A 21,287-nucleotide genomic window follows, 5' to 3' on the forward strand; every position below is an offset into this window, starting at 1 on the left:
GGTCTTGTCGAAAAGAAAGCCTTGTGCATGGCTGTTTCACGTAGCTTCGCGGTGCATCTTCTAATGGCGGATAGTCGTTTGATCCTAGAGTTGGCTTTCTAACCAGAGGCCCTGAGCGCTTCTCAAGCCAGATATGCCACTCTTCCCACCAGGAGCCTGGCTGTATGGTTGTACTCTCAAGCCAAGTGTCGGGGTCAATATAACTATCGTTTTCATGGATCACCGTCATTCGGTAGTGCCGGTGAGAGTGCTCAGGAGGGCTAATAATGCCCGCATTATGGCCACCACTGCTGCTGCAATAAAAAACTTTGATAAAGCACGTTGTATGGATAGACGCGCCAGCTAGGGTCGCGAAAGCGACGATCCTGAGGTAAGGGGATAATACAAGGGGGGGGGGAGCGACGACCCTTTGTCTTTATGGCTCCTTGATAAAAATTGCACCTTGGGTTGGCAAGTAGCAGGTGTTGTCCTGGTACTAGTGTGCTTTGTTCACCAAGGCGAGTAAGATAGCTGTATAGACAAACGGTCTTAATTACAAAGGAGTTTCATGACTAGTCCTCCTCTCTACCAGCAGATCCGTCAACACCTGCTGGATAAGATTCAGTGTGGAGATTGGCAGCTGAATCATCAGATACCTACGGAAGAGCGGCTGGCGAAAGACTTTGGCGTGAGCCGGATGACGGCCAATAAGGCCATCAGGGATTTGGTGCAGCAAGGGTACCTGGTACGTCAACCCGGTGTCGGTACCTTCGTTACCGACCGTAAGGTTGAGTCCTCTTTGGTGGAGGTATACAACATTGCCGAAGAAGTACTTTCGCGTGGGCATCGATACAGTAATAAGGTCATCACCCAAGAAGCGATTGAGGCAGATGATGAAGTGGCGCTGCGGTTAGGCGTGAGACTTGGAAGCCGGGTGTTTCATACCCTCTTGGTGCACTATGAGAATGACATTCCGATTCAACTTGAGAACCGTTACGTCAATCCTCGTTGGGTGCCGGATTATTTGGACACAGATTTTTCGCGCCATACACCTAACGAAGTGCTGGTCGCCGCTTGCCCCATAACGGATATGGAGCATATCGTTGAAGCGGTGCTCGTGGATGAGCAAACTGCAAAGTGGCTAAGTATTGATACCCAGACCCCCTGCCTGAGCATGGTGAGGCGTACCTGGTCTGATGAGCATTTGATTAGCTATGCGCGCCTGCTCCACCCTGGCGACCGCTATAAGTTACGCTCCTCCCTGCAACGAAAAACCGCCTAAATCGATGTTAAGCGCTCAGCGAGGTCGGTTCCTTCGACCTCGTGATTTGTCATTAATGCCAGCATTCAACTGATCAGTGACTGAACCAGGTAGCCCGCGGGCACCGCAAGTAGCAAGCTCAAGGCAACGCGAATGAACCACACGATCAACATGCGGCCTACCGAAAGCGGAATAGTGGTAGAGAGAATGCAGGGGATGGAAGCAGAAAAGAACAGCACAGCAGAGACTGATACCACGCCTGCCGCGAAACGGGCGACGAATTCGGCCTCGGCCATCAGTAGAGCCGGTAAGAACATTTCTGCTAACCCGGAAGCAGATGCCTGGGCCAGTGCCGCGGCGTCATCTAACCCCCAAATGGCGACAAAGGGGTAAAACAGCCACCCCAACCACTCAAATAATGGCGTGTATTTGGCGACGAGCAGCCCGATTAAGCCTACCGACATGATCGACGGCAGGATGCTGATAGCCATTATCAACCCTTCTTTAAAATTGAACGCTACGCTGCGGTGAAGGCTTGGCGCGTTGGCGGCAACCTCCGTGCCTGCTTGCCAGGCAGTACTTAAGCGCTTCACCGCGATTGCCTCCGGTTCTCCGTCACGCTTATGGTCATCCATGTTTGCCAGAGGCGGCAGTCGTACCGTGACCGCCGTGACGATGAACGTAATCACCAGGGTGAGCCAGAAGTACAAATTCCAAACGCTCATAAGATCCAGCGTACGCGCCACGATGATCATGAACGTTGCCGACACCGTGGAAAAACCGGTGGCGATGATGGCGGCTTCCCGGGCTGAATACTGTCCCGCTTGATAAACCCGATTGGTAATCAATAGCCCGATCGAGTAACTACCCACAAAAGAAGCAACGGCATCGATTGCCGAGCGCCCAGGGGTTCGCCATATGGGCCGCATGACCGGCTGAACCAGTACGCCAATCAACTCCAGCAATCCATAGCTGATCAGCAGTGCCAGGAAAATAGCGCCGATTGGTACGATCAAACCTACCGGAATCACCAGTTTCTCGAACCAGTTTCTCGAACAAGAAGGGCAGCATGTCCGGTTCATGCAGAAACGCAGGCCCCCAGCCCGTTAACGCCATGACGGCAATAACAACACCGATGATTTTCAGTACGGTAAAAATGCTTTCGGTCACTGTTCGTCGCCAATAGCCTTTGAAAAGTGGGTAGGCGGCGCCCGCCACGATCATCACTAACGCATAAATGCCGCTGTAATCGCCCATCAAAGAGCGCAGCCCTGTGACCATATGGTCAAGCAGGATAGTGCTTCGCCCACCTATCTCGATGGGAACAAAGAAAATCAGGATACCCAGTGCGCTAGGCACAAACAGTTTAAAGATAGTGGCAGCGCTAGTTCGCTGCTTGGAAGGCGGGTTCATGGGCTGCATGGGTAGGCCTCTCATTGTGAGGTTATCGTTCTGATGACTTGGGCTTTTTTATGTATATACAATAAGCTAACCCCATACAGCATTTGCGCATAGCACTTGGCAATAGACATTAGTCTAGTGAGGTGGACGTTAGACGATCTTCTGTTTGTCAATTTATTAAGATAAGTATTTGTTATTTATGTGTTTTACTTATTTTTTGGCGTTTTTTTTAACTTTGCAACTGCTTATTTGCTTAGTTCATTGCTTGACGAAGTAATCCGGCATGGGCTTAATTGTATATACATTGTGTTTGCTCCAAGGAGACCTCCATGGCTAATAACAAACAACGCTACATTTGGCGCGATATCAGTCTCTTCGATGGTCTGAAAACATTGCCTAAGCCCATGGCTGTGATTACTCAAGGTGAGCGTGTTGTCACCATGACGCCCATGGATGGCTTCGATGAGTCACAGGCTGATGGTTGTCATGACATGGGGCGGGGCGGCGTGATGACACCCGGCCTGGTGGATTGCCATACGCATTTGGTGTTTGGCGGAGCGCGCGCGGACGAATTCGAGGCGCGTTTGGAGGGCGCCAGTTATGAAGAGATTGCCCGCCGTGGCGGGGGCATTCTAAGTACCGTTTATGCGACCCGGGAAGCGAGTGAACAAACGCTCTTTAATGCTGCCTTGCCACGTCTTAAAGCGCTGGTTGAGGACGGCGTCACGACGGTCGAGATCAAATCGGGCTATGGCTTGGACGTGGCTAATGAACTGAAGATGCTGCGGGTTGCCCGGCGTTTAGGTGAAGCGTTGCCAGTGCGGGTATTGACGACCCTGTTAGGCGCCCATGCCTTGCCGCCGGAGTATGAGAACGATAGCGACGGCTATATCGATCTGGTCTGCAATGAAATGATTCCTGCCGCAGCGGCGGAAGGGTTGGCCGATGCTGTCGATGTCTTTTGTGAAAAAATCGCCTTTTCAGTAGCGCAGTGTGAGCGGGTTTTCAAAGCCGCCCAAGCTCATGGTTTACCCATCAAAGCGCATGCCGAGCAGCTCTCAAACTTGGGGGGCGCCGCGATGGCAGCCCGCCACGGGGCATTGTCCGCTGACCACATTGAGTATCTTGACGACGCCGGTATTGCTGCCATGCGCGAAGCAGGCAGCGTGGCCGTCATTCTCCCCGGCGCTTTCCACACCCTGCGTGAAACGCAGCAGCCGCCCATTGCGGGGCTGCGCGAAGCGGGCGTGCCGATGGCTGTGGCCACCGACGCCAATCCAGGCAGCTCGCCGCTATTTATGCCCACGTTAATGCTCAACCTGGCGTGTACGCTGTTTCGCATGACGCCCCAGGAAGCACTGGCGGGAATGACCGCCAATGGTGCTGCCGCACTAGGATTGAAAGGGCAGGGGCAGCTTCACGAAGGCGCGGTGGCGGATCTGTGTGTCTGGGGTATTGAGACTCCCGCTGAGCTGGCCTACGCGGTGCAGCCAGGTCGCTTACGGCAGCGTGTCTATCAGGGGGAGTTAACCCATGGCCGCTGATACGCCCATTGATATGGCGCTCTGGCAGGGGCGCACGGATCCTGAACCCGATAGTGACCGTTGGCACCAGCGTATCGAGCCGCTAACCAACAACGCCGCGCCGGGTTGTGCACTGCTGGGCTTCGAAAGCGATGCAGGTGTTGCGCGTAACCAGGGCCGCACCGGCGCTGCTGAAGGCCCTAATGCGTTACGTCGTGCGCTGGCGCCGTTGGCTTGGCATCGCATTGCGCCTGTTTACGATGCCGGCAATGTGCGCTGTGTTGATGATGCGTTAGAGGCAGCGCAACAGACGCTGGCTGATCGCCTGACGTCATTATTAACCGCTGGTCACCTGCCTATTGTGTTGGGTGGTGGCCATGAAGTGGCTTACGCCAGCTGGCTCGGTTTGGCGCAGTTTTTTATGCCAGAAGCGTCAGCTTCAAAAGAGTCTGCGCCAGAAGCGCCGCCGCGGATCGGCATCATCAACTTGGATGCGCACTTTGATTTGCGCGATCCAGCGCATATTCGCTCCTCAGGCACACCCTTTGCTCAGATAGCCGATCAGTGCCAAAAGCACGGCTGGTCGTTTCGTTACGCCTGCTTGGGGGTAAGCCGCGCTGCGAATACGCGCGCCTTGTTTACCCGCGCCGCCGCGCTCGGAACATTGGTTCGGGAAGATCGCGAGATCGATGCGCTACGCCTGGATTCTATCGTCAGAGACGTGCAGCGCTTCATCGCCAGGTGCGATCACCTTTATCTGACCATCGACCTGGATGTACTCCCTGCCGCCGAAGCCCCCGGCGTGAGTGCGCCCGCCGCACGCGGCGTTTCGCTTGCCTTGATTGAACCGCTGGTTGAAGCCGTGCGTGACAGCGGCAAGCTCCGCCTGGCGGACTTGGCAGAACTTAACCCCCGCCTGGATATCGACGGCCGCACCGCCAGAGCAGCGGCTCGGCTCGTGCATTTGCTGAGCTTAGATAGCTGAACGTAGAAAGCTGAATTTAGGGAGCGAGCCCTGGATAACTGACAGAGCGCTTCGATAACTCAATTAATAATGAACAGAAACACAAGGAATGACGCCATGCCCACCAACGATAAACGTCACGATGCTTCACGTAAGATCATTGCCCCGACCGGTACGGAACTCAGCTGTAAGAGCTGGCTGACCGAAGCGCCGCTTCGTATGCTGATGAACAATCTCCATCCGGACGTTGCTGAAAGCCCGGAGGATTTAGTGGTTTATGGCGGTATCGGCCGTGCTGCCCGTGACTGGGCGTGCTACGACAAAATCGTCGAAACGCTGCAGCGCTTGGAAGATACCCAGACGCTGCTAGTCCAGTCTGGCAAACCCGTCGGTGTCTTCGAAACCCATAAGGATGCCCCCCGGGTATTGATCGCCAACTCCAACCTGGTACCCGCCTGGGCTAACTGGGAGCACTTCAACGAACTGGATCGCAAAGGCTTGATGATGTACGGCCAGATGACGGCGGGTTCATGGATCTATATCGGCTCCCAGGGGATTGTCCAAGGCACCTACGAAACCTTTGTTGAGGCGGGTCGCCAGCACTACGACGGTGAGCTTAAGGGGCGCTGGATTCTGACCGCAGGGCTTGGCGGTATGGGCGGTGCTCAGCCGCTGGCGGCTACGTTGGCCGGTGCCTGTTCACTGAATATTGAGTGTCGGCAGGCGAGCCTCGACTTCCGCCTGCGCACCCGTTACCTGGATGAACAGGCTGACAATCTTGATGATGCCCTGGCGCGTATTGAGCGCTATACCGCCGAAGGTAAAGCTATTTCTATCGGCCTGTGCGGTAACGCCGCGGATGTGCTGCCGGAACTGGTTAAGCGCGGCATCAAGCCGGATATGGTCACGGATCAGACCAGCGCCCACGACCCGCTGCACGGCTACCTGCCCTCCGGCTGGACATGGGAGGAGTACGTGACCCGTGGCAAGTCCGAGCCTGAAACCACCGTGAAGGCGGCCAAGCAGTCGATGGCGGTGCATGTGCAAGCGATGCTCGACTTCCAGAAGATGGGCGTACCCACGTTTGATTACGGTAATAACATTCGGCAGATGGCAATGGAGGAGGGGGTTGCCAACGCCTTTGATTTTCCGGGTTTTGTGCCTGCCTATATTCGTCCTCTCTTTTGCCAGGGTATCGGCCCCTTCCGCTGGGTGGCGCTCTCCGGGGATCCTGAGGACATTTATAAGACCGACCAGAAGGTCAAAGAACTCATCCCAGATGACCCGCACCTGCACAACTGGCTCGACATGGCGCGCGAGCGGATTAGCTTCCAGGGACTGCCGGCACGTATTTGCTGGGTGGGGCTTAAAGACCGTGCCCGCTTGGGGCAGGCCTTCAACGAAATGGTCAAGAACGGTGAGCTAAAAGCACCGATCGTTATCGGTCGCGACCATCTCGACTCGGGATCCGTTGCCAGCCCCAACCGCGAAACCGAGGCGATGATGGATGGTTCTGACGCCGTTTCCGACTGGCCACTGCTCAACGCACTGCTCAATACCGCAGGCGGTGCCACCTGGGTATCGTTACACCATGGCGGCGGGGTAGGCATGGGCTACTCCCAGCACTCTGGCGTGGTGATCGTGTGTGACGGTAGCGATGATGCCCACGCCCGTTTAGGCCGTGTGCTGCGCAACGACCCGGGCACCGGCGTGATGCGCCATGCCGATGCTGGCTATGACATTGCTAAACAGTGCGCTCAGGAAAACGGTCTAGATTTGCCGATGCTAAACAATTAATTCAATAAGTATTTCCATTCACGGAGCAAATATGAATTCCATCGAACTCGTACCTGGCGAAACAACATTGGCACAGTTGGAGAGCATCTATTGGAACGGCACGCCTATCACGCTAGCCGCCAGTTGCCAGCCGAAAATCAACGACGCCGCAGCACGTATTGCCGCGGCTGCAATGGGTGAAAAAGCGGTGTATGGCGTGAATACTGGTTTCGGAAAGCTGGCCAGCCTCAAGATCGCACCCGAGGACACCGCTACCCTGCAGCGTAACCTAATTCTGAGTCACTGCTGCGGCGTGGGCGAAGCAATTCCGTCGCGGATATCCCGCCTGATCATGACACTGAAACTGTTGTCTTTCGGCCGAGGCGCTTCTGGTGTGCGCTGGGAGCTGATTGAGCTCTTGCAGGACATGCTGGCAAAGGGCGTCATTCCCGTGATTCCAGCTCAGGGTTCGGTCGGGGCTTCGGGCGATCTGGCGCCCCTCGCCCATATGACCGCTGTGCTTATCGGCGAAGGCATGGCTGAGTACGACGGTAAGACTCTGTCTGGTGCAGAAGCGCTGTCACAGGCCGGGCTAACACCGATCACGCTGGGCGCCAAGGAAGGTCTCGCCTTTATTAATGGCACTCAATTCAGTACTGCCTTCGCACTAGCAGGCCTATTTGAAGGCTGGCGAGCGGCGCAGAACTCGCTGGTTATCTCTGCCATCTCGACAGATGCCGTCATGGGCTCCACCGCTCCGCTGCTACATGAAATCCATTCGCTGCGCGGCCATCGCGGCCAATGCGAAGCTGCGGAGGCTATGCGCGAAGCATTGGCCGGCTCGTCGATCAGGGAGAGTCACGTTGAGGATGACAAGCGAGTTCAGGATCCATACTGTATCCGCTGTCAGCCACAGGTGACCGGCGCGGCTATGGATGTGTTGCGTCAAGCCTCAACAACACTATGGATTGAAGCTAATGCCGCTACCGACAACCCCCTAGTACTCACCGAAGCAGATCTGATCGTATCTGGTGGCAACTTCCACGCTGAGCCGGTCGGCTTCGCTGCAGACATGATCGCGCTGGCTCTCTCCGAGATAGGAGCGATTGCTCAGCGCCGTATTGCCCTGATGGTCGACCCAACGCTGAGTTTTGATCTACCGCCATTTCTAACGCCGAATCCGGGACTTAACTCTGGATTGATGATTGCTGAAGTGACCGCGGCTGCTCTGATGAGTGAAAATAAACATCTAGCCAATCCTTGCGTTACTGACAGCACACCGACCTCCGCCAATCAGGAAGACCACGTCTCCATGGCCGCCCATGGTGCACGGCGCTTAATGCGCATGATCGACAACTTGAATCACATTCTGGGCATCGAACTGCTATGTGCAGCACAGGGCGTCGAGTTTCGCGCGCCGCTTACCACCAGCCGACCGCTGCAGCGTGTCATCAAGCGGCTGCGTGAAGATGTGAAGATGATTGAGGAAGACCGCTACCTGTCGCCCGACCTGACGACTGCCAAGCAACTGGTGGCGAGCGCTGCCATGTTAGAGGCTGCGGATGTTTCTTTACCGGAACTAAATCACTAACGTATGAAAGGCCTAAAGGGTAAATTAAAATTGGTTTTTTCATTTAAAATCAGACAGCTAATTAGGCATCTTCTGTTCGCAGGGTTGACACTACAATCGGTATTCGCTGATCCATCGTCTGCTGTCGACATTCCCCATAAATCGACAGAAAACTAGGCTTCCCCACGTCTTGATAAGTGCTGATCACATTCATGGCATGGTGTCTTCCAGACAATGTAACTTCATGGCTCTAGCATAAACCAATACAAAAAAGGAGAATGTTACAATGCGATGTTCACAATCATTGCAGCATGGCAACGCCCCAGATGCATTCGTCATGCGCCGAGTGCTTCCTAGCTTGGTCATCTTTACCGCAATTTATCTGATTGCACTTGCGATCGACTATCACATTAATGCGGTAGTTCTGACGATCAGCCTAATGATCATGCTATGTCTGTTGCAGACCCCGGTCGCCATCGCACTAATCACGGCAGCCCTGATCGGCGGTTTGCATAGCGGTCTGGAAATAACCGATGCCATTGCTGCCTTTAATGACAGCCTATTGATTGGCTCCCAAGTTGGTATTACCTACATAATGATCGGTGCCTTTGCTGTGGCACTTGCACGCAGCGGCCTGCTAGATCTTCTCGCCCACAGGATAGCCTTACGGCTCGACCTCAGAGAAGGCGCCACAAACAAAGGGATCAAGTGGGTCATCTTCTTGACCTTCATAGCTGCTTCCGTAATGTCCCAGAACTTGGTGCCGGTACACATCGCGTTCATACCCATCCTGATCCCACCACTACTGGGAGTGATGAACAAGCTGCATGTGGATCGCCGAGCAGTTGCTTGTATCCTCGCCTGCTCGATTAGCGCTAGCTACCTGTTGCTGCCTACCGGCTTCGGTGCAATTTACTTGAACGAGATCCTCCTGGCCAACGTCAATGACGTCGGTCAAGCTTATGGCCTTACGGCAACAGCTAGCATGGTGCCCAAGGCTATGTTCCTGCCGGTGATGGGCATTTTGCTAGGCATGTGTGTCGCTGTTTTCTACACTTACCGCAAGCCACGTGAATACCAGACCGTCCCATTGACAGACCTGCAGGTCGAAAAGTCGCCAATAACACTCAACCTCACACAGTGCCTATCCACGCTAGTGGCGCTTGCCGTGGCATTGATCTGCCAGCTGAAATTTGACTCCCTTCTAGTGGGGGCTATGATCGGTTTCATCATCCTCAGCTTCACGGGCATCTTCCGCTGGCGCGAACAGGATGATGTTTTCACTGAAGGCCTACGTATGATGGCGCAGATAGCAGTCATCATCACCATCGCTTCAGGCTTCTCCGGCGTATTGAACGCTACAGGCGAGATCGCTCCACTGGTCGCAGCTACAGCCGATATGATCGGAGGAAATATGGCGCTCGGCGCGGCTCTGATGCTGCTTGTAGGTCTGTTCATCACCATTGGCTTCGGCGATTCGTTCGCCAGCGTGCCTATCCTTGCATCAATTTACGTTCCATTAGCCCTTACGCTTGGTTTTTCCCCAATGGCCACGATAGCCCTCCTTGGTGCTGCCGCTGCGCTTGGCGATGCTGGCTCTCCCGCCTCTACCATTACGCTTGGCGCTACCGCCGGGCTCAATGCCGATGGCCAGCACGACCACATCAAGGACAGCGTGCTTCCTACCTTTTCTCACGCCAACTTCGGCATGCTGGTATTCGCTTGGGCAGCATCGATGCTGCTTTAATCCGTGCCATTTCACACTAGAGATGCATGCATTTATTACGGGGCTGCAGTCTACCGATGACAGGCTTCCAATGAAGATTTAACGGGTAACATACAATGAATGACTTCGCACGTATCAAGGTCTCTTATCATGAGTTGTCAAAGCTCGACAGCACGCAGCGCAATTCCCTGTTGACCCGTCCGGAAGATGACCTGAGCTTCTTTCTGGAGAAAGTTCAGCCGATCATCGAAGAGGTTCGAATGAAGGGCGATGAGGCGCTGGTTCGCTATGCTGCACAGTTCGACAACGCTCACTTCTCCATTGACGAGGTCGGTGCTAGCAAGGCCGAGTTCGACGCCGCCTTTGACCAACTTGATCATAAGATGATCGAGACACTGGAGTATGCTGCTGACAACATCCGGCGCTACCATCAGGAGCAGATGCCGGGTGAAATGTGGATGAAGGAAGTGCGTCCCGGCATGTTTGCTGGTGAGCGTCATCTACCTATCGATAGTGCCGCCATTTATTCCCCACGCGGTAAGGGCTCCTTCCCGTCTGTGACTTTAATGGGCGCAATTCCAGCAGTGGTGGCTGGCGTTGCTACCCCTATTATTCTGACGCCTGCCGGGCCTGACGGCAAGATCGACCCTGCTACGCTGGTCGCTGCCCGTCTGTCTGGAGTAGAGCACGTCTATAAGGCCGGTGGAGCACTCGCAGTTGCTGCAGCGGCATTCGGCACACAAAGCATTCCCAAATGCCTCAAAATCGAAGGTCCAGGCAGCCCGTGGCTAGTCGCCGCCAAGCGCCTACTTGCTGACAGGATTACCTCACGCCTGCCTGCGGGCCCCAGCGACACTATCATTTTTGCTGATCACACTGTCGATCCACGTTTGGCTGCTATGGACCTGCTGATCGAATCGGAACATGGTACCGATAGTTCGGCTTTCCTGGTGACTAATTCACGCGAAGTGGCCGAAGGTGCAATTGCCGCCCTACCTGAGTTCTGGCGCCAGATGGGAGAGCGCTGGGTGGAGCATTCCAGTGCTGTGCTGAGCGGCAAGAATGGTGGCGTCATTCTTACGGACGACCTGCAGCAGGCATACGACTTCATTAATGATTACGCTCCTGAGCACTGTCAGGTACTTTCTAGCGAGCCTTTCGATCATCTAACGCATATTCGAAATGCCGCGGAAATACTGTTGGGCAATTACTCCGCTGGCTCTATCGCTAATTACGTACTAGGGGCCAACTGCGTTTTGCCGACAGGTGCGCATGCCAAGGTGCATTCACCTCTGGGCGTACATGACTTCATGAAAAGCGGTACTGTCGCGCACATCACCCACTCCGGCTACACAGAGGCGGCTCCTATCACGCGCCGGTTCGCACAGTATGAAGGATTTGATGGTCATGCCAATGCAGTCTCGGATCTTCGGCTCAGCATACTCAATAAAAAATAACTAGGTTTAGTTAGGGGTGTCGCTAGCCTTACAGCGTTAGTCGCTTTTTATGGTTTAAAGATATAGCTTAAACTATTATTCGTAACAACCATTGTGGAAAAAGCGAGCCCCTCCGCCTCTATGAATTCTATGCCAATAGAGGCTTTGGCTGTTGAAGCAATCATATAGTTAATCCTTGCATACGCTGACATGAAAGAACACAGCCTGATGCCACTGACCTTTCTCCTGGATTAGTACCATCGGCTCAATGAGACTTTCCACATTATGCCGCCTTTTGAGCATATTCAACGGGCGGCAGGTCATTGAGTGAACTGTGAGGGCGAATGCGATGTGGCAACAGTCTTCCGGACATCTTTTTAGGCAACTACTGGTAGCGCTGACTCATAGTCAACTAGACTCATATAGTCATTGCTGAAGTGCAGCTGCACCGGTTATAAAACACTTCGATATACGCGAAGATCACATGCTTCGCTTCAGCCCGCGTTTTGAAGTCTCCATAGTGAACCAGTTTCGTCTTCAGCGTATGGTGGAAACTTTCTGTTGGGGCGTTGATGCTCCTATGTCAAATATTCTCACGTAATTTTCCAAGATCCCTCATCGTCAACGGGAAGAATTCTCGAACAATGTATCTTTTTTCAGGCAGCGATGAATTTCCTTAAACTTAAGGCCTGCCGTTTCCACCGGTTTACAGTTACCAAGGACGTTCCCCATGCTTTTCCCAAAACGCGTTGCCTGCACATCGCTCATTGCTATGTTTGCGCTATTGCCGCCCACGCTATTTGCTCAGGATGCTCACATTGGCAGCGTGCGTACCGAGTTCAAGCTGCTGGGCCCGAACAACACCATTGAAGTGGAGCGCTTCGATGACCCGGATGTTCAGGGAATCTCCTGTTACCTCTCCTACTCACAGATTGGCGGGATCTCCGGTGCGGTGGGGCTTGCTGAGGAGGCCAGTGAGGCGAGCGTGGCGTGTCGGCAGACAGGCGAGGTCGTCTTCGACCCTGCGGAAGTAGAGGAGCAGGAGGTGATTTTTAGTCAACGCCGCTCGGCGCTTTTCAAGAATATGCGCGTGGTGCGAATGCATGACGCCGAAACCCAGACCTTTGTGTACCTGACCTATAGCACCAAGCTGGTTGATGGCTCGCCTAAAAACGCGATTACGGCTGTCCACTACGGTGAGTTAGGGGCGGGCAGTAATTGACTCGTGGGCGCTTAGCGCGGGTTGCCTAGCGTTTGTGTCCAGTAGGTTGAGTAGCGCGACTCTGGATCTTCGGCTTTCGCCATGCCCATCTCGGTAAAGGCGTCATTCATAAGGTTGCGGCAGTGGCCGGGGCTGTCTAGCCAGCCTTCCACCACGGCAGAGACTGAGGTGTGGCCAGCGGCGATATTTTCCCCCACGGCTTGCCATATGTAATCTTGATTGCCCACCCGTTGCTCGATACCTGCGCCCTCCGGGCCGGTATGGCTAAAGTAGTCATTCTCGGCCATATCTTTGGAGTGGCTTTCGGCCGCTGCTTCCAGCTTGCAGCTCCATGTTAGCGGCTCTGCGGCCTCAAGCTGTTGGTCACCGCATTGGCGTGCTTGGCTACGCGCTTCGTTGACTTGAGACAGCATTGCTCGCTGCTGATCGTTGAGTTCGCATTCGCCTTGACTGGGAGCATTATCACTCTGAGACGGATCATTGGCCCATGAGGTGGATGAACCCATGAGCAGTATGATAACGGTTAGGCCGTAAAGCGCCCCGGCAGCGGGGCGCTTGGGAAGGAGGTTACCCACCGAACTTCTCATTCTCACCAAGGTTCGGAGTGGCATCCTTTTTGAGGTTGGCTTTGGCGATTTCGTAGAGCTGGAACGTCTTGCTCTCTTTGACTTTCCAGTGCTCGCCCATCTCAACTTTAATTTCCAACAGGGCGACGTCTGGGTCGTCTTTACCTTCTGGGAACCAGGCGGCGATGAAGGGGTTCCAGTATTTCTCGATCAGTTCGCGGTTATCGGTCAGGTTGGCTTTACCCGATAGTGAGACGTAGACGCCGTCCTCCTGGTCGGAGAAGCTAAGGCACACATCGTGATCGCTTTTGGTTTCAAATACTTTTTCGGCACTGCGGCGGGTGAAGAACCACAGGGTGCCGTCATACTCATCTTGCACCAAGTGCATGGGCCGGGCGCGCGGTGTGTCGTTATCCAACGTCACCAGCATGCCGACTTTAATATCTTTGATCATCTTCCAGATCTTCTGCTTATGCTCTGGGCTGGACATAATTTCACTTTCCTTATGAAATGGGTTTATATATGAACACGACCATCTTTGTGTATATGGCCTGTATAAGGCTAGCTGCTATTTTCGATAACAGCAAACCGAGTCTCCCGCATGCCTCTCGGAAGATGCAGGCTCTTATTCCTAGGGTTGCATGAGTGCTTCGAGCTCATCTGCACGATTGGTCGTTTCGGTGAGTACGCAAGCGTTGGCACTGATCCGCGCCAGGGTGCCCCCTTCTGGGTTGGCATAAAAATCACAGTTAGCCTCCTTATACGCAATCCAAGCTCGCTGGGCGGTTAGCAGTTGCTCTTTACGACTATCACTCAACTGGCTGCGCAGTTGCTGGTAGTTGTCGTTAAGCCGCTTGTCTTCACGTTCAAACTCTTCCGTAATGCATGCCACAATGTCTACGGTGGTGACCGCGCTTTCCAAACAGTCATCATGAGACTGCCGGGCTTCTTCACCATAAACGACAGCACTCGCCAGTAGGGTAGTGCTGAACAGGCAGAGCGGAAGTAGGAGGTGTTTCATTAGGCTTTTTCTCTATTTCGGTGCTGACACTGAGCCGACACTGGGTTATTGGGATTGGCAACTTCGTCATTGTTCTACGAATATGAAGGGTAGTCGATGAATGGCTAGGGACGAAGGAAGATCACAATGTCGGTATGTATGGGTAACCTCTATCGCTACTTAGCAATGCCAGCAGTACTGGTGCTCGTCGGTTGTGCCAACGGCGGGGGTGGCCCGGATTCTGAAAATCAGATGACGCAATATGCCGCTGAATACTGCAGAAGCCTCGGCGGGGAGAATGATATTCGCGAAAGCAGCCTGGGCACGGGCCGCTACTGTCGCTTGCCTGATGGGCGGGTTGAAAATGAGTGGAAGCTATACCGTACTGAGCGTCTCGATAATGACTAGCTGGCGTTTTTTATCGCATTCTTGGCGGTACGCCGTTTTTTAAACTCAATCAAAAGGGCTAGCAGCCCGCACGCCAGTGCTGGCAGCAGCACATCAAGCACTGAGTCTAACGTCCAGGCACGCCAGACGCCTTCAAACATACCGACCGGTAGCGTTTCGCCCCACGCCCATCCACGTTGAATGCCTAGCCGGTATTCGTGCTGCGCGATCTCGCGCCCGAGCAGTATTGCCAGCGGAATAACGCCGGCCACGCGAGCAGAAACAAACGGCAGTAGTGAGAGTTGAATAAGTAAAGCGATAATGACGTGCTCTAAATGTGTAACGTCCATTTCCATGCTCCTACCGCCTTTCCTGAGCCGAAAGGGCTCTGGCGCAAACATGGGCATCATACTCCCATATTCATATAGTAGGGCACGGGGCGTCTGTGGCGCCTAGCGTTTACCCGCCTTGGTTTTAATTTTGGGTGGCGTATCGGCAAGCGCTTTCTCTTTGGTGCGCCATTTAATCTTTACTTCCACCTCCTGTTTATCGCCTTCATCACTGGCGCGTAGGGAGACTTGGAGCAACTGCTGGGGCGTCAACGCTAGCTCGCCTTCGCTCTCCTGGAAGGCTAACTCGCCCTTATTGATCGCATTTGCCAGGGTGATCAATAGCTCCTGAGTTGCCTGACGATCCAGCAGCGAGTCGTGGCTGAATTTGGTTTTAGACTTCATTTAGTGGGCTCCCACCCGTTTCCCTTTGAGGCCGGGGTTGAACACTTTTACCTGAGGATAATCACAGCTCAGGCCGATGACCCCGCGCTTTTTGTCGATTAACGTTACCCCTACACCGCAGCCATCGAGCCCCTCGTTTTTACGCGAGTGGGCGTCCAGGGTGATATCGGCTTCGATATGGATAAGGCCGTTTTTAAGCGACACCCGCTGGCCAAAGTGTTGGTTGATATGGCCGTGAACCAGCACCTGAATGCCTGCCTGACGGGCGGTATAGGCGCCGCGGGGTGTAAGCGGCAGGTCGGCTTTACGGTATTTCGTTCTGAAGGTATTGGCCAACGAGCCGTAATAGAAACTGAACAGATTCTGGTGCATCAGGTTTTGTTTGAAGGCGCGGTTGGCATACTTGACGCCATGATTGGCGAGTAGTTCGGCCATGTGGTCATCGAGGCCTGCATGCAGAAACAGAAAAGAGCCGCGCTTTTTGACCAGCCGCATGCGGCGGAAAAACCAGCTGAACTCCCCCGACTTTTTCAGGAACAGCGAGCGGCACTTCATAGCGGCGGCGTAGACTTGGGAGAGCGAAAGGCCGTTTTTTGCGCTGTGCGCTTCAAAGTTCTGGGCTTTGGTCGTCATCTTACTAATTTCACGCGCTATGCCTTCATCCGTTAGAAATCCAGCGGCATAGAAGGGGAAGTTCTCGAACCAGTCGCTGCCAGGAAATAGCGCTTGTCGGCACGCCTGCTCGGACGGTAAGCCTTTGTCCCACTGGGTGTCGGCCAGATATTGATCGAAGACCTCCTTGAAGAGTGGCACCACCTTTTTACCCATGCGAACAAAAAGGTGCTGGCTGCCGGCGTCCGTGTCGCGTTCCAGAGAAAGCAGCCCCATCAGCAGGCGTAGATCATGGTTACCGGCCAGCAGGGTGACCTTCGCGTTGAGGCGGTATAAGTGGGCCAGGCTGCGCAGCATCATCAGATTACTGGGGCCTTTATCCAGGCAGTCGCCGCCCACCACGATGTCGGCTTTTTTGCCGAATTTGGTCAGTGCATATTCACACAGGTGAGCACCGTCACGTTCGATCACCCCGGCGGCAATCAGCGATGCCTCAAAGGCCTCGGCATCCGCATGGGGGTCTGAGATAAACACCACCGGCTTTTTGGGCCAGGTGAAGCCCTTTTTCTGTGCGCGCCTAACAAAGGTGCTTAGCGCCTCATCATGATTGACCGAGCTGGAATCATCGGGCCAGGGCGTCCACTCCGTGGGCAGGCGAGCCAGGATGGCATTGTGATAGGGGTGGTCGGTCACTTTTGGAAGAACATTGAACGCGGTCATGGAAGCCATCTTATAGGTCGCTATTGTTTAATCGAGTGGGTCTGCCGACTGGCGCTGTTTCCAGTTGCCGTACCGTCGGCTCCAGCCTTGGTGATGCCGCTCGAAAACGACCGGATGACCATGAAACATACTTAACCGTTTAATATCGCTGAAGGGGATGACATTTAAATGATAGCTCGCATGGCGAAGGGAGGCGCCGTGACCCACCACCAGTTGCAGTTGCTTACCCGCAAACCGTGGCGATGGCGCTAAAAGCGTTTGTAGATGGGCAGCAACCCGTTCGCCAGCCTCTAACAAGGACTCCGCGCCATCGAAAGGTAGTCTAAAGTCGCTGGTTGATTTCCAGCCCGCTGGAAGCGGCTCAAGGCGGGGGTCTAAAGCAACGATGCGCTCTATTTCTTGAACGCTCAGGTTGGCCAGTGCCCCTACGCTGCGTTCACATAGGGCTGAAAAGCTGCGCGAGCAGGATGACTCTATAAAAAACGGGGCTAGCTCTTCCCGGTAGATCTCGGCGGTTTGCCAGGCTCTTAGTAGCGTCGAGCAGTGTATCTCGGCATTGAGCTGATAGCCTGATGTGGCTAGCCATTCGCCGAATTGCTGCGCCTGCTCTCGAACCTCTTCCGCACCCTTTTCCGTGAGGGGGTAGGGCTGCAGGGCGCTGGGCGTATTCGCCAACTGCGCATACTCGCCGTGGCGAATCAGTGCCAGCGCCACCATTAGAGAATGCCCCTCTCTTGGAGTAGCGCAATGGCCCGTGCAAAGTCGATAGCGCCGGTGAGACGCAGTACTTCAACGCCCGCTAGGTGGTCTGCATAGATCTGGGCAGATTGGGCTTGTTCAGTGGGAAAGCTGCCATCCGCGTGTTGAAAAAATGGTCCTGGGCTTTTGCGTAACCCCTCCAGAGCCTCTGGCGTGGTGGCAATATCCACGCTGCTCAGCGCGGTGGGTGCGGTTGAGTCTAGTGCCCAGTCCAGCAGAACCAAGTGTTTTAGCGTGCCGGATAGGGCGGTTTTATCCGCACCGTAGGCGTCAGGGATCAGCACATCGTACTTCTGCTCGATACCCCATAGCTGGCTGCTGGGCATGTGCTCAAACCGGACGCGCTCCTGCGCGGGTAGGAGGTCGATCAAGCGTGGAGAGTTGATCAGCGTGCCCGGGTTAACCCGGGGGTGTTTGGCGACCCCGAGAACGCTTACTTGGCCGTTGTCGGGTTTAAACAGAATCCGGTCATTGGAGAGAAAACGCGCCTGTGCGGTTTCCAGCGCTTTCAGCATCAGGGTGGATTTACCGCCACCGGAACTGGCGGCGATGGCCGTGACGTTGCCATCAATAGCAAACGCCGAGGCGTGGCCAAGCAGATAACCATCGCGTTGATGATGATTAAGAAACTGGTTGTTAATAAAGTTGATGACTTGTGAGGAGTGCTGGGTTAATTCACCCACCGCGACCGGCGCCGTTAACGACTGGAACAGCACCATTCCGGTGCGTACTTTATGAATCCAGCGCCCTTGAGGCGTATCCACGTAGGCCTCTTTCAGCCCTAGCGCGCTGGTTTTGGCCCGCTTGACCGCTGTCCACTCGCGGCTGCTGGTATCCACCTGCTGATCCAGAAGCCATACCGGTAGTTCCGGCTGATCAACGGTAGGGACTTCTTTTGGGAGCAGACCCGACGCCGTTAAGCCAGCATAGTAAACCTCCAGGTGGTCAAGAATGGCCGGTTGGTCGGCCAGCACGCGCACCGTTAAGCCATTGAACGTCAGCGGTAGCGCATAGTGACAGGCGGCCTTGGCCTGAATGATGTGCTGGTCGTCAAAAAGGTTGATCATTAGCCTGCCTCTGCTGTCGCTGCCTCTGTCTCGAGTTGGCTCAGCACATGGTCACCCAGCTTTTCGGCGGCATCGATGCCACAGCCTTTTTTTGCCCCGCTAAATCCGCCAAAGGCGGAGACCTCAAACACTACGGGGCCTTCGTCGGTCAAGGCTATGTCCACTGTGGTAAAGCTGAGCTCGAAGCATGCCTGGGCTTTACGGCCGAGTTCAATCAGTTCAGGGCTGGCCTCATAGCGTTGGTATTTGCCGCCGCTGTGGATCGTCGTGTTCCAGGCTTTGCCATCGCTAACACGGGCATAGGTGCACAGGTACTCGCCGCCTAGAAATACCATGCCTAGATCCTGTCCGCCCAGGTTAACGAACTGCTGAAGGTAAAACAGGCCATGCTTAGCCTTAAACTTTTCAAGCTTTTGGGTGTTGGCTTTAACACCGTCTGCCGCTTTTAGCACCACCATGCCGCGGGCTTTAGTTGAGTAGAGCGGCTTTAGGATCGCTTTGCCGAACGCTTGAATCGCCTCCAGCGCTGCAGCCGTGCTCTCGGTAACCCGCGTTGGGGGCAGCGGGACGCCGCCTGCCGCCAGGGCGGCGGTGCCTTCCAGTCGATTAATCAAACGGCTTACCTGGTGTGGGCTGCTAAAGCAGCGCACACCATCCGCTTCGAGGCTGCTGAGCATGCGCAGCCGGTCGTCTGCGGCAGGTGAGTAGTCTTCACTAATCTTCTTGATGATCACCCCGTCGAGTGCATTGAGCAGAGTGTCCTTATAGCGCAACTGGCCGGTTTCAAGTTCCAGCACGACGTCCGCCATATCGACGACGCAGCGGTAGCCGGTGCGCTGCTCTAAATGATTCGCCAATACGTCGGTTGACCATTTGCCAGGTATCCCGATGACTGCAATCCGCTTATTAATCACTAAAAATGTCCTCTAGGGGAAGCCGGTACTTCTCAATATTTGCAGGGTTTAGAAGCGTTACGGCTTCTAGCAGATAGCTCGCTCTAAGGGCGAGCCTGGTGGCAAAAGGCTTGTCATAAATAAAGCGTGTGGAGGTGGCAAAGGAGCGACCTAAGGCGATCGCCAGCCGGGCGTCAAAGCTTGTATCGCTATTCTCCTTGGCAAACCGGCCAGCAAACTGATAGAGCTGCCCGATTAATGCCATTAATTCGGCTCTAGGGCCAGCATCCATAATGGGCAGCCGATAAATCGACGCCATCAGTACGGAGAGATCCTGTACATAATCAGAGTAGGAGGCGCGGTGCAGGTCAATAAAGTAGATGCGATTTTTGAGGTCGTCGTAGATGAGGTTATCGACGTTAAAGTCGCCGTGGATCAGCACTGAGAATGGCGCCCTAAGCTGACTCTCAAGGGGCTCAACCCGATCAATCAGCTCGTCAAAACTGGGGCGGGGCAGTCCGCAAATCATCTGGTGTTCGTTAAACAGCGTGGGGTGTGTGTGGCGGGTCTCCGGCATGCGTTTACGCAGCTGCTGCATATACTCGGCCTGCGCGGGCTCTGGAGTGCGCGAGCTCTTCCAGATTTTTCTCAACGTCCGCTGGAGTGTGCGCATCAGTTGCTTGGCGGATTTCCACTGGCCGTTTAACAGCAGTGATTCGAGGGTTCGGCCTGGGAGGTGTTCGATGACCATCGAGCCCAGCTCGCCCCCTTGCTCCACATGGTGCGAGAGCACCGTGGGCGCCACCTTGGGGTAGACCCGCTTCCATTGATCGACCCCATACAACTCTTCAATGACTTTCTGGCTTTCACCCTCTTTGTAGACGGCCATCCTGTTGCCGGAGGCGGCATGCTCGGCTTTCAGTGTGGCGATGGTGCTGCCGCTGCGGGTAAGCGCCAGCCGCTCAACGGTAAATTCTTCGCTCTGGGCGGTCATCGCATGGGCGGCGTTTTGCAGCTGCTTGTAGTTCTGTAAGCGAACGGCGGGGCCAAAGTTGGCGGCGAGTAGCGCGTCGGCGAGTTCTGAGAGCAGGTGGATCATGCGGTGAAGCTGAAAATCCACCACGGCGCTGTTTTTGGCGCCTGAATTGTCAGGGGCGAAAGCCGTCGCTAAACGGTGGGTTATTTTGGGTATCCGACGGCCTATTTTAAGACCTTGGCGAATGTTCGCATCATCGATGTTAATGATCACAAGCTTCAATGACTTACCTACCAGCCGAATCAGCTTGGTGTACTCTTTTCGTGACTTATCGGGAAGCTGTTTTAGTGCCTTGATTGCGGTGAACTCAAGGCAGGCTTGGCCAAGCTGGTCAAGCAACCGGGCTAAGCGCTCAAGGGATTTGGATTGTTGAAAACCCTGTCCATCGACTTTGCGTCGCTGCACATCCATGGCGACGGCAAGCTCGACCTTCTCCAGCAGCGTGTTTCTATACCCTTTACGATTGATGAGACGCTGCGCGAGCGATTCACTAGGCTGGGTCACATAAACTTCAACTAACTCGAAGTGATTTTCAACTTCGAATCGTAGAAAATAGAAATGCTCCAAAATCGACGTATTGATACGCTGCCTCACCGAGATAAAGTGCGCTTGGATAGCCACTGTATTTTAGTGTAACCAGTATAAATAACCGTGC

Annotated in this window: 22 protein-coding genes; 9 read left to right on the forward strand and 13 right to left on the reverse strand. The window is 54.5% G+C overall.

The window, feature by feature from the left end:
- Positions 1-547: 547 nt before the first annotated feature.
- Positions 548-1,261, forward strand: a complete 714-nt coding sequence (hutC, locus tag JI62_RS01275; protein ID WP_088698428.1) for a histidine utilization repressor — start codon at positions 548-550, stop codon at positions 1,259-1,261.
- A gap of 65 nt (positions 1,262-1,326) precedes the next feature.
- Here hutC and JI62_RS01280 read toward each other — a convergent pair whose 3' ends face one another.
- Together JI62_RS01280 and JI62_RS22800 are read right to left on the reverse strand one after the other, a co-directional pair.
- Complete coding sequence (locus JI62_RS01280; protein WP_346425896.1) at positions 1,327-2,223, reverse strand: YjiH family protein; 897 nt, start codon at positions 2,221-2,223, stop codon at positions 1,327-1,329.
- Positions 2,105-2,662, reverse strand: coding sequence for a hypothetical protein (locus tag JI62_RS22800; RefSeq protein ID WP_240513094.1), 558 nt, complete (start codon positions 2,660-2,662; stop codon positions 2,105-2,107). Before JI62_RS22800 ends, JI62_RS01280 begins: the two co-directional genes overlap by 119 nt.
- Positions 2,663-2,970: 308 nt before the next feature.
- Between JI62_RS22800 and hutI the strand changes: the two genes are divergently transcribed.
- From hutI to hisD, 6 genes are all read left to right on the forward strand, one after another.
- Positions 2,971-4,185 carry an imidazolonepropionase gene (hutI, locus tag JI62_RS01285; RefSeq protein ID WP_088698429.1) on the forward strand — a complete coding sequence of 405 codons (1,215 nt, stop codon included), beginning with the start codon at positions 2,971-2,973 and terminating at the stop codon, positions 4,183-4,185.
- Positions 4,175-5,149 carry a formimidoylglutamase gene (gene hutG / locus JI62_RS01290; protein ID WP_088698430.1) on the forward strand — a complete coding sequence of 325 codons (975 nt, stop codon included), beginning with the start codon at positions 4,175-4,177 and terminating at the stop codon, positions 5,147-5,149. Before hutI ends, hutG begins: the two co-directional genes overlap by 11 nt.
- Positions 5,150-5,245: 96 nt before the next feature.
- Positions 5,246-6,925: a urocanate hydratase gene (gene hutU / locus JI62_RS01295; RefSeq protein ID WP_088698431.1), complete on the forward strand. Its 1,680-nt coding sequence runs from the start codon at positions 5,246-5,248 to the stop codon at positions 6,923-6,925.
- Between the two features lie 31 nt (positions 6,926-6,956).
- The gene (gene hutH, locus JI62_RS01300) at positions 6,957-8,495 is read left to right on the forward strand and encodes a histidine ammonia-lyase (RefSeq protein ID WP_088698432.1); all 1,539 of its coding nucleotides are present in this window, start codon (positions 6,957-6,959) and stop codon (positions 8,493-8,495) included.
- Positions 8,496-8,883: 388 nt separating this feature from the next.
- A complete protein-coding gene (locus JI62_RS01305) occupies positions 8,884-10,221 on the forward strand; it encodes a Na+/H+ antiporter family protein (protein ID WP_205737475.1) in 1,338 nt (445 codons plus the stop codon).
- Between the two features lie 95 nt (positions 10,222-10,316).
- Positions 10,317-11,657 carry a histidinol dehydrogenase gene (gene hisD / locus JI62_RS01310; RefSeq protein WP_088698434.1) on the forward strand — a complete coding sequence of 447 codons (1,341 nt, stop codon included), beginning with the start codon at positions 10,317-10,319 and terminating at the stop codon, positions 11,655-11,657.
- A 397-nt stretch (positions 11,658-12,054) separates the two neighbouring features.
- Here the strand turns inward: hisD and JI62_RS01315 are convergent, their stop codons facing one another.
- The gene (locus tag JI62_RS01315; protein ID WP_088698647.1) at positions 12,055-12,210 is read right to left on the reverse strand and encodes an IS3 family transposase; all 156 of its coding nucleotides are present in this window, start codon (positions 12,208-12,210) and stop codon (positions 12,055-12,057) included.
- Between the two features lie 156 nt (positions 12,211-12,366).
- On the opposite strand from JI62_RS01315, the gene JI62_RS01320 reads away from it, so the two are divergent.
- The gene (locus JI62_RS01320; protein WP_088698435.1) at positions 12,367-12,858 is read left to right on the forward strand and encodes a CreA family protein; all 492 of its coding nucleotides are present in this window, start codon (positions 12,367-12,369) and stop codon (positions 12,856-12,858) included.
- 11 nt (positions 12,859-12,869) lie between these two features.
- On the opposite strand, the gene JI62_RS01325 is transcribed toward JI62_RS01320, so the two are convergent.
- The 3 genes from JI62_RS01325 to JI62_RS01335 form a co-directional block, all read right to left on the reverse strand.
- Entirely contained in the window at positions 12,870-13,433 is a 564-nt protein-coding gene (locus JI62_RS01325) for a CAP domain-containing protein (RefSeq protein WP_240513095.1), read from the reverse strand.
- Positions 13,426-13,914 (reverse strand): pyridoxamine 5'-phosphate oxidase family protein, encoded by a 489-nt coding sequence (locus tag JI62_RS01330; RefSeq protein ID WP_088698437.1) that lies wholly within the window; start codon positions 13,912-13,914, stop codon positions 13,426-13,428. Before JI62_RS01330 ends, JI62_RS01325 begins: the two co-directional genes overlap by 8 nt.
- Positions 13,915-14,055: 141 nt before the next feature.
- A complete protein-coding gene (locus JI62_RS01335) occupies positions 14,056-14,445 on the reverse strand; it encodes a lysozyme inhibitor LprI family protein (RefSeq protein WP_088698438.1) in 390 nt (129 codons plus the stop codon).
- A 126-nt stretch (positions 14,446-14,571) separates the two neighbouring features.
- On the opposite strand from JI62_RS01335, the gene JI62_RS01340 reads away from it, so the two are divergent.
- Entirely contained in the window at positions 14,572-14,832 is a 261-nt protein-coding gene (locus JI62_RS01340) for a putative hemolysin (protein WP_240513096.1), read from the forward strand.
- Here the strand turns inward: JI62_RS01340 and JI62_RS01345 are convergent.
- The 7 genes from JI62_RS01345 to JI62_RS01375 all read right to left on the reverse strand — a co-directional run bounded on the left by JI62_RS01345 (position 14,829) and on the right by JI62_RS01375 (position 21,136).
- The gene (locus tag JI62_RS01345; protein ID WP_088698439.1) at positions 14,829-15,161 is read right to left on the reverse strand and encodes a hypothetical protein; all 333 of its coding nucleotides are present in this window, start codon (positions 15,159-15,161) and stop codon (positions 14,829-14,831) included. The two genes, JI62_RS01340 and JI62_RS01345, sit on opposite strands and share 4 nt — an antisense overlap.
- A gap of 102 nt (positions 15,162-15,263) precedes the next feature.
- On the reverse strand, positions 15,264-15,545 hold the full coding sequence (locus JI62_RS01350; RefSeq protein WP_088698440.1) for an amphi-Trp domain-containing protein: 282 nt from the start codon (positions 15,543-15,545) through the stop codon (positions 15,264-15,266).
- The gene (locus tag JI62_RS01355) at positions 15,546-16,877 is read right to left on the reverse strand and encodes a metallophosphoesterase (RefSeq protein ID WP_170938457.1); all 1,332 of its coding nucleotides are present in this window, start codon (positions 16,875-16,877) and stop codon (positions 15,546-15,548) included.
- Positions 16,878-16,904: 27 nt separating this feature from the next.
- Positions 16,905-17,594, reverse strand: a complete 690-nt coding sequence (locus JI62_RS01360; protein ID WP_088698442.1) for a histidine phosphatase family protein — start codon at positions 17,592-17,594, stop codon at positions 16,905-16,907.
- Positions 17,594-18,703, reverse strand: a complete 1,110-nt coding sequence (locus JI62_RS01365; RefSeq protein ID WP_088698443.1) for an HprK-related kinase B — start codon at positions 18,701-18,703, stop codon at positions 17,594-17,596. Before JI62_RS01365 ends, JI62_RS01360 begins: the two co-directional genes overlap by 1 nt.
- Positions 18,703-19,617 (reverse strand): GAK system ATP-grasp enzyme, encoded by a 915-nt coding sequence (locus JI62_RS01370; RefSeq protein ID WP_088698444.1) that lies wholly within the window; start codon positions 19,615-19,617, stop codon positions 18,703-18,705. The genes JI62_RS01365 and JI62_RS01370 overlap by 1 nt, the downstream gene beginning before the upstream one ends.
- Positions 19,610-21,136, reverse strand: a complete 1,527-nt coding sequence (locus JI62_RS01375; RefSeq protein ID WP_141101292.1) for an aminoglycoside phosphotransferase family protein — start codon at positions 21,134-21,136, stop codon at positions 19,610-19,612. The genes JI62_RS01370 and JI62_RS01375 overlap by 8 nt, the downstream gene beginning before the upstream one ends.
- Between the last annotated feature and the right edge of the window lie 151 nt (positions 21,137-21,287).

Source organism: Halomonas campaniensis (assembly GCF_002211105.1).
In the GTDB taxonomy this organism is placed as follows: Bacteria; Pseudomonadota; Gammaproteobacteria; order Pseudomonadales; family Halomonadaceae; genus Vreelandella; species Vreelandella campaniensis_A.